Origin of the sequence: Streptomyces piniterrae, from assembly GCF_005048155.1 — a bacterium.
Taxonomy (GTDB): domain Bacteria; phylum Actinomycetota; class Actinomycetes; order Streptomycetales; family Streptomycetaceae; genus Streptomyces; species Streptomyces piniterrae.
In genome coordinates this window covers 733,592-748,213 of record NZ_SUMB01000001.1, presented here as the reverse complement: position 1 = coordinate 748,213, position 14,622 = coordinate 733,592, and the positions used below count along the sequence as shown (strand labels likewise).

Genomic DNA, 14,622 nt, shown 5'->3' with positions numbered 1-14,622 from the left:
TCCCAAGTGTTGTCGAGAGCGGGCCGTCGTCGGACGGTGCCGGGTGGACAGGTCAGCACCGGTTTCTGGACCAGGTCCGATCGCGGGTAAAGGCCGTGCGCCGGCCAACGGTCACATCCTTGGCCTGGCTTGCTGCCTGTGGTAGGCGGAGTCGCCGACGCCCGTGGCCGGCGGAGAGGGAAATGTGACCGGTGGTTGGCCCATGATCGCGCGTCTGGCGTTGGTCATGCGCGTGACCGCCGTGTAGGCGGTGACGAATTCGTCGTCGAACCACGTGCTGTGAGTGGTCTGACCCTGCCAAGTGCGGTACCGAGTGACCGTGTGGGTGCTCGATGCCCCACCAGCGTGTTCGGACTTGGCCAAGACCCAGCCGACGTTCTCGCAGACGATTACGGCGGGCCAGCCGCCGGCCGCCAGAGCCACCTCGGTGCGAGCCAGGACGGAGCTCACGTTGAAGGGATAGGTCGGCAACGTCCACGCGGGGCTGAGTTCATGCCGCACCCACCGGCGCGGAGTGGCACGGTGGTGGACCGAGGGGGACCCGTCAAGGAAGGACCGGTTGGCGGAGATCCAGCCCACGGCCTCGTCACCAACCAACGGATCGCGCACGAAAGCGGCCATGCCCTCGGCATCGGGAACGTCGTCGGCATCGAGAGAGAGCACCCACCCATCCCCGGCCAGTGCAAGGGCACGGTTGCGGGCCGTCGACACCCCGCCGTGAACCGGATTCCGCACCACGACCGCGCCGGGCGGCCACTTCTGGAACTCCACCGCGCCGGGCCCATCGACCACCACGATCCACGACCCCCCAACCGAGTTCGGCCAGCCGTTCCCGAGCATTCGTGACACCCCTGGCGGTCTCGGACAGGTGAAGAGCCAACCCAGGGTGCAGGCCGGTCAGCAGGTGGAGGTGACGAGGCGCGGGAGGCATCCCAGGAACATAGCGACCGCTCCCGCGGCGCACCGCCCATTGACGACACATTGTCCGAGACGTGCCTCTGGGGCGAGCTATCGGCCGCCGTCACTTCTGACAGCCGAGTTGGCGAGGCTCGCCAGCGACGGTGCTCAACGCGCCATCTATCCCGCTCAGTCACAATCGTGCGTCGGCTCATAACTTCAGAAACACGTTCTAAGCTTGTTCTTTAACCGCGCGCTGTGACGGTCGGTCGCGCGATGAGGCAAATTGCGATGCGCGTGGGCGGCTGGCTGGCCAGACTCACGGACATGACAGCGAAGATCACGCGTATCAACCCCGAGCAATTGCATGAAACGCCTGGCTACCACCACATCACCGTGGTGGAGGCCGGCCGGACGGCCTACCTGGCGGGGCAGTGCCCGCTCGATCGGAACGGTTCCCTTGTCGGACCGGGCTCCGTTGAGGAGCAGGTCGATCAGGTCGTCGTGAACGCGCTCACTGCTCTCACGGCGGTGAATGCCCAGCCCCGGCACGTGGTGCGTTCGGTGATCTACGTGCGAAGCGACGACAGAGATGTCCTGGGCATCGCATGGCGTCGGCTCACAGACTCTGCTCTCGGGCCGGCTTTCGCATCTGCTAGCACGCTGCTGGGTGTCGCACAGCTGGGCTTCGCAGGACAGCTGGTCGAGGTGGACCTTACCGTCGCACTGCCCGACTGATCCTCCCTCGTCCCTCGAACGGCGCGTCTCGAACTGCTTCGCCCGCTTGGTCATGTGCCGGACGCCGAGGCGGCCTCCGCCTGATCATGTGCTTCGACCAAGGCGCACGTGATCATGACGAAGGCCGTGAGGGTGAGTCTGCTGTCTGGAGCTGTTGCGGGGGAGGCGTTCGCGGAAGCGTCACGCTTTCGGGACGAGTTGTATGCGTGTCTGACTGCGCGCGGCGATGCGTTGTTCGAGCTGGCGGACGCGGTCCTGTGTGCGCCCGGTGTAGTGCACTCGGTAGTTGCGCTGACGCTCCCACCCGAGCGACGCAGGCACCATCGTCAGGTCGACCGGCGAGACCACCGGGCCGTCCACGCACAGAACAGCGTCGGTGAGCTCGAACAGCTCATCCCGTCGGGGGGACAAGCACGCGTAGAACTCGCCCCGGAAGCGTGACGCTTGCGGCAACGCCTCCATCCGGAGCCCGGATAAGAGCACACTCATTGCCACCGCCTTCGCACGGTCCAGATGCCTAACTCGACTTGGCACACAATCGCGTGAAGGCCGCCCTACGTGCTCGACGAACTAGGCAAAAGGGCCTCAAGTTCGAGACCTATTCGAGTCCGTGTCCAGGCACGGGTTCATCTGCAGAGCTGGGTACATGCTCACGCAAGGGTTCAGGCTTCTCCCGTCCGGCCGAGGGGGCAACGGTGATCGAGATGGCGTGCGTACAGGCCGAGATTTCGCGGGAGTCGGGGCATGAGTGACAACGGCGCGTTGTATGGATTGCTCGGGGCGCTGGGGGGAGCTGGAATCGCCGGTCTCGCGACGGTCTACGGCCCGGCGCTTCTGCATCGGCGCCAGTCAGAGCAGAGGACGAGTGAGGAGCAGAGTCGTCGAAGGGAAACGGAGATCACTCGGCTGCTGAAGGTGCGAACCACGGGTCGAGCATGGGTTGATGCGCTGGAGCACACTGTCCAAGATCTGGCGGCCCACCGTCCTGTGGATGTCGACCGATTCGATGAGAGCATCGACCGAGTCAGGGCAGAGGCTACCGAGGCTGGGCACGCTCTCGCTCACAGTGGTCTTTGGCTCGAATCGCAGGACACGCCACCACACGGCATCCCTTTGGTCCAGACTCCCCCTGGCCGTCGGGAAGCGGCCAATGTAAACGGTTCAGCCTCCGCAGCCCTGTCCGAGCTCCTGGGCCGGTTGCGAGAGGCGACCCGCGAAGTCCGCGCCGAAGTCCTGCAGAGCCCTGCCCGGCAAGAAGTCCCGGTACGTCACGAGGTTCTGGACGCCCTGGAGCGGGTCAGGGGCGCGCGTGCACAGCTGAATGCCGTTCTCCTCGAACAGATCGACCACATCAACGGAGGTCACGCACGCCGCGCGTAGAAGTGCGATGGCCTGTTCCCTGTGTGGGGTGTGGGGTCTACAAGACCGCTGACTGACTCCGGCAAGGCCACCTTCAGGGTGGCTGCAGCCTCTGCGTATGCCGACTGCACCCAGCTAAGTGGTCGGGGTGAACTTCCACTGGAACGGCTGTGCCGTGGCGTTGTAACGGTCTTCGAGGTCGGTGAAGTCGTTGGGCGCCACGACCTTGCGCTGCACCACGGAGAAGAAGATCTCCACCTGGTTCAGCCACGAGGCGTGCACCGGAGTGTGGATCAGCACGGCGTTCGGGAACGCGGTGACAAGGCGGTCCGCTGCGGCCTTGCTGCGGTGGGAGGAGCCGTTGTCTACGTTCCAAAACTCGCGCTTCGCGCTCGCGTAGGGTTCCTGGCTCATGACCTGGGCGACCAACGTCATGAACGGGGCTATGCCTGTGGTCGGTTCGCAGTGGCCGAACACTGTGGCCTGGTGGACGTCGTAGGCGGCCAGGTAGGCCAGTGCGCCGCCACGCCCGTAGGTGTGGTTGACCCGCATCGCTCTCGTTTGGCCGGGCCGCAGGGTGCGGTGGCAGCGGCAGCGGGCCTGGATCGAGGTCTTCTCGTCCGCGCTGATGACGTACTCGTCTGCACCGAGCGGCTCGCCGTCCCACGAACGGACGTACAGGTCCAGGACCTGCGCTGCCTTGAGCCGGAAGTCCGGGTCGGTGATGAAGATCCATGAGCGGTGCTGCCAGGGTTTGATCGCATCCTGGTCGAGCCAGCGGCGCACGGTGGATGCCGATAGGAAGGGCGCGATGCCGCGCTCGACGGCCTCTCGGGCCAATTCTGGGCACGACCAGCGGGACAGTGGTGCGCCGGCCTCGGCGGAAAGCCGGCAGGCCAGCGCCTTGACCTGCGCAGCCTGCAACGCGGTGAAAGGCGGCAGGCCGCCCCGGGCGCTTGCGGTCCGCCAGTCCGGGCAGACCCAGGTCGGCGAACCGGCCCCGCCACGTGCGTACGGTGTCCACGTGCACTCTCACGTCAACGGCGATACGCGCGTTGGACCAGCCCCGAGCCGCCCGGAGCACGATCTGCGCCCGCATCCTTGCTCGGTGCTCGCTCTTGTGGCCCCAGGCCGCCTTCTTCAGCCGGTGCCGCTCGGCGGCGGTCAGGACGATCGGGCGCGCGGCGGCAACAGCCAAGGCAGGTAAGCCGATCAGCAGGAGTGGATCACGGCGGCCACGGCCTGCCGCAACCGCTTCCACGTGGTCCCGGGCTGTGCTGGGTGGCGGGCCCGTGCGTTCACGGGTGTTCTGGAGGGTGCCGATGCCGAGCGGGCGGTTCAGGAGAGTTCGTGTCGGGTGCCGTCGGCGACGGCGTGGAGCTTGTCCGGGTTGGCTACGTTGTGGATGGCGGAGATGCGTCCCTCCGGGTCGAAGTCGAAGGTCATCGTGGAGATCACGCGGTCCGGACCGCGGAAGACCACGCCCGGGCCGCCGTTGATGCAGGTGAGTTCTGCCTGCATCTGCCCGGGTTCGATGCCCTGGTAGGTCGCGGTGCCGAGCGCGGCGAACCAGCCGGCCACGGTCTGGAGGCCGACGACCGGCTTGAGGGCCTGGCGGACCTTGCCGCCGCCGTCGGTCCACAGCGTCACGTCCGGGGAGAGCAGCTCCATGAGGGTGTTGATGTCGCCGCCCGTCGCCGCCGCGAAGAAGCGCTCGGTGATGTCGCGTTGGCGGGCGCGGTCCGCGGTGAAACGGGGCCGGCGGGCCTGGACGTGCTCGCGGGCGCGGTGCGCGGCCTGCCGGACCGCCGCCTCGGAGCGTTCCACCGCCTCCGCGATCTCCGCGTAGCTGAAGGCGAAGACCTCCTTCAGTACGAAGACCGCGCGCTCCAGGGGGCTCAGCGTCTCCAGGACGACGAGCAGGGCCATGGAGACCGAGTCCGCCAGCGCGGCGCCGTCGGCGGTGTCCGGGCCGGTGAGGATCGGCTCGGGCAGCCACGGCCCGACGTACGTCTCGCGCTGGTGGCGGGTCGAACGGAGCCGCTCCATCGCCAGGTTGGAGACGATCCGGGTCAAGTAGGCCTTGGGGTCGGCGACCTGGGAGCGGTCGGCCGCCGACCATTTGAGCCAGGCGTCCTGGACCACGTCCTCGGCATCGGCGGCGGTGCCCAGGAGGCGGTAGGCGACGGAGAAGAGCAGGGTGCGGTACTGCTGGAAGGCGAGCTGGTCGGGGCTGGTCTGCTGCGGCTGGGTCACTTGGCGCTCCTGATCCGGGTGTAGCGGCCGCCGTGCGGCCAGAGGGCGCCCGAGGCGGGCATCTTCTTCATGCGGGCGAAGGTCGGCCACGGCGCGGCGGTGACCGTCTCCTTGTACTTCGCGGCTCGTTTGCCGGTCAGCACGATCCGGCGCGGGCTGTCGTCGGGGCGGGTGAACTGCACGACGGCGTCACCCCGGCCCAGACTGACGGGCGTGTGGTAGTAGCCGAAGCGGAAGGGCTTGGGCTCCTTGCCGGCCAGCACCCGCAGGATCGACAGGGCCGCGTGCACGCCGGTGGGCATGCCGCCCTGGCAGGTCCCGTGCATCACGCCGTAGCCCTGCCGGATCGCCGCCGCGTCGCCCACGGCGTACACGTCCGGGTGCGAGACCGAGCGCAGCGCACTGTCGGTGACCACGCGGCCGCGCTCGTCGACGGTCAGGCCCGCGGCGGCGGCCAGCGGCGAGACGCGGGTACCGCTGGTCCACAGCACCGCGGCCACCGGGATGCCGGAGCTGTCCGCGAGCTCGACCCTGTCCGCCAGCACCTTGGCCACCTCGACGCCGCTGCGCACCTGCACGCCGAGCCGGGCGAGCGCCTCGTCCAGGTAAGCCCTGGCCTTCGGGTGCATGCTCGCGCCCGGCTCCCGGCGGCCCAGCAGCACCACCTGGAGCCCGGGGTGCCGCTCGGCGATCTCCGCAGCGGCCTCGACGCCGGTGAGGCCGCTGCCGCCGACCACGACGGTCCCGCCGTCGAGCCGGGTCAGCCGGTCGGCGAGGAGGGCTGCGTCCTGCGGGCCGCTGAGGGTGTACGCGTGGTCGTCCGCGCCGGGGACGGAGACGGTGTCCGCGATGCTGCCCAGGCCGTAGACCAAGGTGTCGTAACGCAGGACCCGGTCGTCGTCGATCCGGACGGTCTTCGCCTCGACGTCCACGGCGGCGACCCAACCGCGGACGAAGGCCGCACCGGTGCCGTCCAGCAGCTCCGGGATGTTCATCTCGGCCGTCTCCTGGCCGGTGGCACTCATGTGCAGTCGAAGCCGCTCGGTGAAGGTGTCGTACGGGTTGACCAGCGTCACTCGCAGGTTCCCACGCTTCCTGGTGCGGGCCGCGAGCTGGATCGCGGCGGAAAGCCCGGCGTAGCCGGCACCCAGGACCAGGACCTCGTGCCGCTGCTCTGCTGTCGCGTTCATCACTGTGCTCTCGCTTTCGTGTTGGTCGTTCCCGCCGTGCGGACGACCACCAGACGCAAGCTGCCCTTCCGTTCGTGACATGGGGCCAATGTGACCCGCAGCACATCCTGAAGATGGGCGGGCGGGCGCGGCACCAGCACCCCGGGCACCGCGACGCGCAGCATTCAACCATGATCGACTCAGCTCCCCGCAGGAACTGACGGAACAACAGAATCCACAGATCAGCGGCAGGGCCCGGCACTTCCACACAGCCCGCGAGCACGACCGCCTCTCCACCGCCCCGACCAGCGGAACTGCGCCTTTACTACTCGACCGCGAACTTCACTCGAAACCGGCGATCCTCGCGTACCTGAGCGACGGGGTCCACGGCTGGCTCCAAAGTCAACCCCCGAAGGACTTCTGGAGCCGACCACTAAGACCGTGTCCTATGTGGTGAGGCGGACGAGTCGCTTGTAACAGCAGATTGCTGCCGCGAGGCCGAGAAATGCGAGGTAGTTGCGTGGGTCGCGCTCGTAGCAGTGCGGCAGGCGCCTTGTACGCGTGCAGCCTCTGAGGCTTGAAGTACCGGCCGCGGTGGGGCGTGTCTCGTTTGGCGGCCTTCCACCATCGGCTTCGCCGGTAGCCGGTCAGCCACGACATCGTCCGCTCGATCACCCAACGGCGCCGCTGCGGCCGCACCCGGTCCGGCGGGATCAGCGGCTTCGCGATCTCCCACAGCCCGTCCGGAACGATCCAGCTCCACGTACCCCGCCCCATGCACACCGAGGTCCGCCTGCGCCGCCGTGTCCCGCGGCCACATTGGGTCGAACACTCCCTGCCCGCGTCGGCGCACCAGGCGTGCCGGCGGACCACGCCCTCGGCGAGCGCGTAGCCCTCGACGTAGGCGCGGGCGACCCGGAGCGCACCCGCGAAGCAGTGGGCGGGCGCACCGCGTAGTGGCGCGCCGGACGTGGGCCGGGGCTTGGGGGTGAACAGCTGGCCCTGGGCGAGGGCGATCTTGGCGGCGGGCAGGTCGTCCGGGGAGGACATCGTCGTGATCGCGGTGATCAGGTTCTGCTCGGCGCAGGTCAGGGGCGTGTTGGGCACGCAGTCAGTGAGCCTCTTCAGCAGCGACTCGGAGGGGTGACGTGAGAGTGACGGTTGAAAAGGCTCAGCGACTCCGGCCGGTACGGGCTCACACCCGTACCGGGCGGTGATCGGGTCAGCGGGCCGCCGGTGAGCGTCGTAACCTGAAGGGAGAAATGGCAGGCCCGCCCCCTTCGAGGCGTCGCACCCGAACCTCTCCCACGTGGAAAGGAGGCCTTCGTCATGACCACAAATGCCCTTCAGTTCACCTTAGAGGCTGTCGATGACTCCGGCGTTGTGGGGCAGTCCTTCCTCGCTGTGGACGGCACCGGGGCGCCCGCCGTCGCCTACGTGATCGGTACTGCGGCCGGCGCCGCCGTGAGGGTGGCCCGTCGGCAGAACGGTCACTGGACGCACGAGAACACGGGTGGCTTCCCCGCGGGGGACGACGTGCGGATCAGTCTGAGCTTCGACTCGGGCGGCGTCCCGCACGTCGCCTACCGGGACGGCGACAGCGGCAATGCAATTTTCGGCACCAGGCGCGACGACGGCAGCTGGTCCCTCGAGGCGATCCCCACCCAGGCCGGGCTCGTCGTGCGCTCCGCCGCCGACGTCTCCATGCAGATCGAGCCGAACCTGAACGATCCGCCCTTCGCCGACACCCCGACCGTCGGGTACCGCGACGCGTTCAACGGCGACTCTGCGGCGGTCGCGCGGAAGATCGGCGGATCCTGGCAGATCAGCGACGTCGACGCACCGAGCGATGCGAGGACAGGCCTGTCGCTGGCCTTCGACAGCAGCGCCGGGCTCAGGCTCGCCTACTTCCAAGGCTTCGACGACGGGTCGCCCGTGATCCCGCAACCGCTGAAGCTGGCGCAGGAAGAGGTCAGCGACGCCGAGCACCCGCCGACCTTCGTCAACGGTGTGATCGACCCGGCCATGCGCGCCGCCGAGAGCGTGTCCATGGCCCGAGGCCTCTTCTCCAAGGTGCTCGTCGCGTACGCCGACGTCCGGACACGCACCGTGCGCGCCTGGTCCAGCTCGTTGGGGTCGGAGCCAAGGATCGAGGTGGTCGCCGAGGGCAACGACGCCAACGGCCCCCGGTTCCCCTCTGCCGCGGGCGACCCGCACCAGACCCTGTTCATCGCCTACCTCGACGACGGTCAGGTCGTGCTCGCCAGGCGCGGACCCGCAGGGTGGACCAGTCAGCCGGTCGCCACCGGCGACGGCTGGCCGTCCCTGGAGTTCGGCAAGGACGGTACGGCTCATCTCGCCTACGGAACCGGGACGTTGATGTACGCACGCGGCACCGTCAGCTCCGGCTGACCGGCACCCCCGACCGGATCCACAGCCGCCCGGCACAAGAGGTGGTGTGGCGGGCACGGCCGGGCTGGACGTGCCGGGAAGCGGCTTCGCGATCTCCCACAGCCCGTCCGGAACGATCCAGCTCCACGTACCCCGCCCCATGCGCGATCAACGCCCGCCTCACCACATAGGACACGGTCTTAGAGCGTGTCCTACATGGTCGGTTGACTGTTGTTCCGGGCATGGGGAGTAGGTGTTGGGGATGGATCGTTCCGGATGGGTTGTGGGACCTTGCCAGGCCGTTGTTGCCGCCGGCTCGGGCGCGGCCGCAGGGCGGTGGAGTCGCGAACATCGATGATGAGGCGGTGTTCGCCGCGATCATCTATCTACTCGTCAGCGGCTGCGCCTGGCGAGCGCTGCCACCGTGTTTCGGGGCGTCGAAGTCGACCGTGCATCGCCGTTTTGTCATCTGGTCCCGTGCGGGGCTCTGGGGCCGGCTGCATCAGAAGGTTCTCCAACTGCTGGACGGGCGCGACCTGGTCGACCTCTCCCGCGCGGTCCTCGACTCCGCCCACGTCCGCGCCCAAAAAGGGGCGAACTTGCAGGTCCGAGCCCCGTGGACCGGGGTAAGCCCGGTTCCAAGATGCATGTCCTGTCCGACGCGAACGGACTGCCCTTACGCGTCGGACTGTCCGCGGCCAGCACCCACGACAGTCAGGCGCTGAAGCCAATGCTGTCCCATTTCCACATGGGACACGAATCCCACGCGACAGATTCCAAGCCCGGGCGCCTCCATGCAGACAAAGCGTATCGACGTTCCTCACCTGCGGAAATGACTGTGGGGCAAGCGCATCGGCGTCCGCATCGCCCGCAAGGGCAAAGCTGGGCACCGAGGCGGTCGACGCGGTCGACTGGAGCAATCCCCGACTCGTCTGCATCGCCGGCGACTTCACTCACCATGACACGGTGGCCGTCGAGATGATCGGCCGTCGTATCGACTTGGTGAGCTACCGGGTCTTCGACGATGTGCTGACGCTGCAGCTCGTCGCTTCCGTTGCCGGCGCCACAGCTCCGGCCCGGGGAAAGGCTCCTGCTACATCGGGTCTCCAGTGCGGCTTCGCCGAAATCGGTTCAGCAGTACCTGGATGAGTCGCCGCAGGATCTTCAGGATCTGTACGCCGATCTCGATGAGGTGCTGCTGTCACACGAGGATGTGCAGAAGGAGCCCCAGCTGGACTACATCGCGTACCGGCGGATCAAGAATGTCGCCACGGTGCGGGTCCAGCCACGGAACCGGACGCTGGTGGTCAACCTGAAGCTGGACCCGGATGCCGTAGAGCTAGAGGAGGGCTTCTCCCGAGATGTCCGTGGCCTGGGCTGCTTGGGAATCAAGGACGGCGTGGAGGTGCGGATCAGATCGCGCGAGGACCTCACGCGTGCCGGCGACCTCATCCGGCATAGCGTGGAAGAGGGCTGACCAGGAGCTTCAAGGGCGGTTGCGTCATCGGGTGTTCGATGACGCAACCGCCCTTTTCTGCGTTCTGGCCCGGTCTACCGGTGCGTGCCGCTCTCATTCCTCGGGTCCGGCGAGCGTGAAGTCGTCCTGGGTCAGGGCGCTGCGGAGGCGCTGTTCGGCGATGCCTGCGTAGTGGTCGGAGAGTTCGACGCCGACGAAGTTGCGGCCTTCCTTCAGCGCGGCGATGCCTGTTGAGCCGGATCCGGTGAAGGGGTCGAGAACGGTGCCGCCGGGCGGGCAGACCTGGACAAGCTGCTGCACGACCTCGACTGGCTTTTGGGTGATGTGGACTCGGTCCTTGCGAGGCTGGGAGGCGATGTAGTGGCCGGGCAGGTAGAGGTCACGGGTGTTGTCAAGGGAGCCCTTTCCGCCCCAGAGGATGAACTCGGAGTCCTGTTTCGGCCCACCCTTACGAGGTCGTGAGGCCGGCTTGATCCAGGGGATGGTTCCGGACCAGGTCCAGCCGGCCATCTGCAGGGCGTCCGAGGTGGTGGGCTCCTGCCTCCAGTCCGTGAAAACCATGACGACGGCGTGTTCGCGGCTGGCGCGGTAGGCCTCGGTGAGCAGTTCTGTCAGCCAACTGCGGTAGGAGCGCTGGTCGCGGTTCTCGCCGGGAAAGTTGGCGAGGTCGTGTTGGGCGTCGCCGCTGGTGTACTTCGCACGTGCGGTGCGGGCAGTGCGTTCGGAACTGGTGCGTCCGCCGGAGTTGTACGGCGGGTCGGTGATGACACTGTCAACGCTCTCGTCCGGGAGGGACTTGAGGACGGTGAGCGCATCGCCTCGGTGCAGGGTGTACGACGACATTGTCCTTTTCGAGGCGCTTGCGCTTCTTCTTGACGTCGGGAGCCTCGCGCGGCTGTGGGGTCACCACCCGGCCGGCGACGATGTCGTCGATCTCGTCGCGGACAGTCGAGAGCCAACAGTGCACCTAGCTCTCGACGATGACTCGGCGGATCCATACGACCGCGTGCTGAACAGCGTGCCGCGAGAGCGCACCACAGTTGTAGGCGTAGCAGGGACCACGCGAGTTGTCGTTGATCGGGAATGGCTGGCACACGCCGCATCGAATCAGCCCGGAAAGCGGGTATGCCGAGGTCAGAGACCGGCGGGGCGTGCTTCTGCGAGCGGCTCGCCGTTCGTTGTACTCGTCCCATTCCTCTCCCGACCAGATGGCTTCGTGTTCTGCGGGCCGGTAGTCCTAGTGACCTGTTTTCTGGCATCGGCCGGGGTCGCCACCTTGCACGTCGGGTCGGTGCGTGACGAGCAGCCCAGCGCCGAAACCGCCGTCGAAGTACCAACGAACGGTGTGGTCTTGCCACGGTCGGCCGCGGGTGTTGAACACGCCGAGCTCGTTCCACCTGATGGCGATCTTCCCGTAGCCGGTCTTGCCCGCGTTGTGCCGCTGGAGCCCTTCGAGGGACAACTCTGCGAGATCCGGCTGCACTTCGTGCCGCTCGTCTTGCAGCTTTCCGCCGACGTTCTCGATCCTGGCGAGGTTGATCGCGACGCCGGGCCGGTTACGGCCGAAGCGCGAGAAACCCGCCCCCACCAGACCCGCCGGTGAGACCTGAAGTCACTCCCCAACCACCCACGGTGCGCCGCAGGATCGTGCTCCTGCGGCGCACCGCTGCCTCCGGTCCGCGCTGCCCCACTTGCCCACCGGTTGTTCCGAGGCCGTGACCGGCTCCATGCCCGGGAGGAATCCCCAGCTCGCTGCCGCGTGATCGGCGGCGATCTTGAATGCCGGACAGATCACCGCCAGTACACCGGCGATGATCAGCAGGGTGACCCGCAGCACCGAAAGGAGGAGCAGGAGCAGCAGCCACAGGGCGTGGTAGTGCAGGATCTGGATGTTCCACTCGCCGAGCTCGCCCAGCACCAGCGCCAGCACGAACAGCATTCCCGCCCGGACCGCTACCCGCTTCCAGGCGATGACCCGCTCCCGGCCGCGGTGGGTACAGCGCAGCATGCACATGGGCCAGGTGAGGCTCGTCTGTTGCACGGCTCGCAGGCTGGCAGCACAGCGCGTCAGAGGACGGCTGGAAGGACTGCACCCCGCCGTTCTCCCTGCCCCGGGCCGAGGCACTGCGCGACGGATGACCCCAAACGGGCGAGGAGGCCGCCGTAGGGGGTGGCGAAGATCTTCCAGTCCTTCAAGTAGGCGATGGCTCGTTCGACTGCGGCCCCGAGGGTGTTGACGGAGCTCCCGTAGCCGGTTCACCCCGCTGAACGGGACTCTTCGTCCCGGTCGACGACGGCTTCAACTGCACCGTGGGATTCTCGACAACTTCGGTACCGGCCTCGCCGTGAACCACACGCCAGGAGCAGGGGAACGCTGCCGCATCGCATCCCCACAGGCCGGCTCGGATACATGGCCAGATACGTCCTACGTGGCAGATTGGCCGATTGTAAGACCGCGACGTTGCCGGGGAGTTGGCGCCGGGGCATGATCACTGCTCGTATCCACCTGATCACTCATCCAGGAGCCGATACGTGATACGCCCCATCCCTTTGCGTGCTCTCCCTGCCGTCGCCTTGACCGGCGCCCCCGCCCTGCCCCTCCCCCAGGGAGCCCAGGCGGCCGCCCCGACCCCCGTCGCCCCGGCGACCGCCGCTGTCGGCCATCCCGGCCAGGTCCGCCGGGGCGACACCGACTTCGTGCACTCCCATCCGCGCGTCGAGGTCCGCTACGGCGACCTCGGCCCCCCGGACCGGGCCCGCGTCGTCGCCTCGGCGGCGACGCTGATGTAGCGAGGCACCGGTGCCGCCCGACTCGGGCGGCCCGCCGGCCACCAGGTCATGACCGGCGACGGCCACGCCGCCACCGCCGTCTCCCGCCTCTGCCGCATCTCCTTCCGCCTCGTGGCGGCGTTCCTTCCTGTCTCCGGCGCAGCGCCCCAGGACAGCGCGGCTGGGGTCGCGGAGCGGCTGCTTACCGCAACCCCTCATTGCGTCGTTCGCTCGCATGCCCCGTTCACGAGATTCCACAACAAGGGAGTTACTGATTTTCATGAACAAACGTCGGAGTTTACTCGCCTTCGCCACTGTGAGTGCGGCGATATGCACCGCTGGAATCATGCCGTCGGTCAGCCATGCCGCCAGCGGCGGCGACGGGGAAAGGGAAGGGTCCTACGCCGAAACGCACGGCCTGACGGCGGAGGACGTCAAGAACATCAACGCACTCAACAAAAGAGCCCTGACTGCGGGTCAACCCGGCAATTCTCTGGCGGAATTGCCGCCGAGCGCCAGTACGCTCTTCCGGGCCCCCGACGCTGTCGACGAGAGGGTGACCCCTACCGCCGAGCCGCTCAACCGGATGCCTGACGCGTACCGGGCCTACGGAGGTAGGGCCACTACGGTCGTCAACAACTACATACGCAAGTGGCAGCAGGTCTACAGTCAACGCGACGGCAACCAACAGCAAATGACCGAAGAGCAGCGAGAAAAGCTGTCCTACGGCTGCGTCGGCATCACCTGGGTCAATTCGGGCCCCTACCCGACGAACAAATTGGCGTTCGCGTTCTTCGACGAGAACAAGTACAAGAGTAACCTGGAAAACAGCAGACCACGCCCCAACGAGACGCAAGCCGAGTTTGAGGGACGCATCGTCAAGGACAGTTTCGACGAGGGGAAGGGTTTCAAGCGGGCGCGTGATGTGGCGTCCGTCATGAACAAGGCCCTGGATAATGCGCACGACGAAGGGACTTACATCGACAACCTCAAGACGGAGCTCGCGAACAAAAATGACGCTCTGCGCTACGAGGACAGTCGCTCGAACTTCTACTCGGCACTGAGGAATACGCCGTCCTTCAAGGAAAGGGATGGAGGCAACTACGACCCATCCAAGATGAAGGCGGTGATCTACTCGAAACACTTCTGGAGCGGGCAGGACCAGCGGGGCTCCTCTGACAAGAGAAAGTACGGCGACCCGGATGCCTTCCGCCCCGACCAGGGCACAGGACTGGTCGACATGTCGAAGGACAGGAATATTCCGCGCAGTCCCGCCCACCCCGGCGAAAGTTGGGTCAATTTCGACTACGGCTGGTTCGGGGCTCAGACGGAAGCGGATGCCGACAAAACCATTTGGACCCACGCCAACCACTATCACGCGCCCAACAGCGCCCTGGGCCCCATGAACGTATACGAGAGCAAGTTCCGGAACTGGTCTGCCGGGTACGCGGATTTCGACCGCGGAACCTACGTCATCACGTTCATACCCAAGAACTGGAACACCGCCCCCGCCGAGGTGAAGCAGGGCTGGTCGTAACAGCCGGGTAGGAGGGCCGGGTCACCCGG

General features: G+C 67.1%; 14 protein-coding genes and 5 pseudogenes. 8 read left to right on the top strand and 11 right to left on the bottom strand.

Annotated elements, in window-relative coordinates; genetic code table 11:
- Positions 1 to 111: 111 nt before the first annotated feature.
- Positions 112 to 840 (bottom strand): glycosyltransferase family A protein, encoded by a 729-nt coding sequence (locus FCH28_RS03240; RefSeq protein ID WP_136738096.1) that lies wholly within the window; start codon positions 838 to 840, stop codon positions 112 to 114.
- A 384-nt stretch (positions 841 to 1,224) separates the two neighbouring features.
- Here FCH28_RS03240 and FCH28_RS03235 point away from each other — a divergent pair, with 384 nt between their 5' ends.
- Entirely contained in the window at positions 1,225 to 1,635 is a 411-nt protein-coding gene (locus tag FCH28_RS03235; RefSeq protein ID WP_136738095.1) for a RidA family protein, read from the top strand.
- Between the two features lie 114 nt (positions 1,636 to 1,749).
- Positions 1,750 to 1,959: pseudogene (locus FCH28_RS38880) on the top strand (NF041680 family putative transposase); the annotation flags it as partial.
- Here FCH28_RS38880 and FCH28_RS39645 read toward each other — a convergent pair.
- From FCH28_RS39645 to FCH28_RS03200, 7 genes and pseudogenes are all read right to left on the bottom strand, one after another.
- Positions 1,951 to 2,124, bottom strand: a pseudogene (locus FCH28_RS39645) (NF041680 family putative transposase); the annotation flags it as partial. The pseudogenes FCH28_RS38880 and FCH28_RS39645 sit on opposite strands and share 9 nt — an antisense overlap.
- 672 nt (positions 2,125 to 2,796) lie before the next feature.
- Positions 2,797 to 3,000 (bottom strand): hypothetical protein, encoded by a 204-nt coding sequence (locus FCH28_RS03220; protein ID WP_136738094.1) that lies wholly within the window; start codon positions 2,998 to 3,000, stop codon positions 2,797 to 2,799.
- A gap of 129 nt (positions 3,001 to 3,129) precedes the next feature.
- On the bottom strand, positions 3,130 to 3,936 hold the full coding sequence (locus FCH28_RS03215) for an IS630 family transposase (protein WP_425471873.1): 807 nt from the start codon (positions 3,934 to 3,936) through the stop codon (positions 3,130 to 3,132).
- Positions 3,937 to 3,940: 4 nt separating this feature from the next.
- A pseudogene (locus FCH28_RS38875) lies at positions 3,941 to 4,093 on the bottom strand (helix-turn-helix domain-containing protein); the annotation flags it as partial.
- Positions 4,094 to 4,332: 239 nt separating this feature from the next.
- Complete coding sequence (locus tag FCH28_RS03210; RefSeq protein WP_136738093.1) at positions 4,333 to 5,250, bottom strand: RNA polymerase sigma-70 factor; 918 nt, start codon at positions 5,248 to 5,250, stop codon at positions 4,333 to 4,335.
- Positions 5,247 to 6,440 carry an NAD(P)/FAD-dependent oxidoreductase gene (locus FCH28_RS03205; RefSeq protein WP_136738092.1) on the bottom strand — a complete coding sequence of 398 codons (1,194 nt, stop codon included), beginning with the start codon at positions 6,438 to 6,440 and terminating at the stop codon, positions 5,247 to 5,249. The genes FCH28_RS03210 and FCH28_RS03205 overlap by 4 nt, the downstream gene beginning before the upstream one ends.
- A gap of 425 nt (positions 6,441 to 6,865) precedes the next feature.
- A pseudogene (locus FCH28_RS03200) lies at positions 6,866 to 7,196 on the bottom strand (hypothetical protein).
- A 552-nt stretch (positions 7,197 to 7,748) separates the two neighbouring features.
- Between FCH28_RS03200 and FCH28_RS03195 the strand changes: the two are divergent.
- From FCH28_RS03195 to FCH28_RS38860, 4 genes and pseudogenes are all read left to right on the top strand, one after another.
- A complete protein-coding gene (locus tag FCH28_RS03195) occupies positions 7,749 to 8,831 on the top strand; it encodes a hypothetical protein (RefSeq protein WP_136738091.1) in 1,083 nt (360 codons plus the stop codon).
- 221 nt (positions 8,832 to 9,052) lie between these two features.
- Positions 9,053 to 9,769 (top strand): annotated as a pseudogene (locus tag FCH28_RS38870) (IS5 family transposase); the annotation flags it as partial.
- Positions 9,770 to 9,776: 7 nt separating this feature from the next.
- Positions 9,777 to 9,959 carry a hypothetical protein gene (locus tag FCH28_RS38865; protein ID WP_136738088.1) on the top strand — a complete coding sequence of 61 codons (183 nt, stop codon included), beginning with the start codon at positions 9,777 to 9,779 and terminating at the stop codon, positions 9,957 to 9,959.
- Positions 9,960 to 10,002: 43 nt separating this feature from the next.
- Entirely contained in the window at positions 10,003 to 10,287 is a 285-nt protein-coding gene (locus FCH28_RS38860; RefSeq protein WP_246102315.1) for a hypothetical protein, read from the top strand.
- A 93-nt stretch (positions 10,288 to 10,380) separates the two neighbouring features.
- On the opposite strand, the gene FCH28_RS03170 is transcribed toward FCH28_RS38860, so the two are convergent.
- The 3 genes from FCH28_RS03170 to FCH28_RS03160 all read right to left on the bottom strand — a co-directional run bounded on the left by FCH28_RS03170 (position 10,381) and on the right by FCH28_RS03160 (position 12,328).
- On the bottom strand, positions 10,381 to 11,130 hold the full coding sequence (locus FCH28_RS03170; RefSeq protein WP_136738086.1) for a DNA-methyltransferase: 750 nt from the start codon (positions 11,128 to 11,130) through the stop codon (positions 10,381 to 10,383).
- 394 nt (positions 11,131 to 11,524) lie between these two features.
- Positions 11,525 to 11,875 carry a hypothetical protein gene (locus tag FCH28_RS03165; protein WP_136738085.1) on the bottom strand — a complete coding sequence of 117 codons (351 nt, stop codon included), beginning with the start codon at positions 11,873 to 11,875 and terminating at the stop codon, positions 11,525 to 11,527.
- A 24-nt stretch (positions 11,876 to 11,899) separates the two neighbouring features.
- Positions 11,900 to 12,328, bottom strand: a complete 429-nt coding sequence (locus FCH28_RS03160; RefSeq protein WP_136738084.1) for a hypothetical protein — start codon at positions 12,326 to 12,328, stop codon at positions 11,900 to 11,902.
- A gap of 491 nt (positions 12,329 to 12,819) precedes the next feature.
- On the opposite strand from FCH28_RS03160, the gene FCH28_RS03155 reads away from it, so the two are divergent.
- Both FCH28_RS03155 and FCH28_RS03150 read left to right on the top strand, forming a co-directional pair.
- Positions 12,820 to 13,077 (top strand): hypothetical protein, encoded by a 258-nt coding sequence (locus tag FCH28_RS03155; protein WP_136738083.1) that lies wholly within the window; start codon positions 12,820 to 12,822, stop codon positions 13,075 to 13,077.
- A 259-nt stretch (positions 13,078 to 13,336) separates the two neighbouring features.
- Positions 13,337 to 14,593, top strand: coding sequence for a protein-glutamine gamma-glutamyltransferase (locus tag FCH28_RS03150; protein ID WP_136738082.1), 1,257 nt, complete (start codon positions 13,337 to 13,339; stop codon positions 14,591 to 14,593).
- The last annotated feature ends 29 nt before the right edge of the window (positions 14,594 to 14,622 follow it).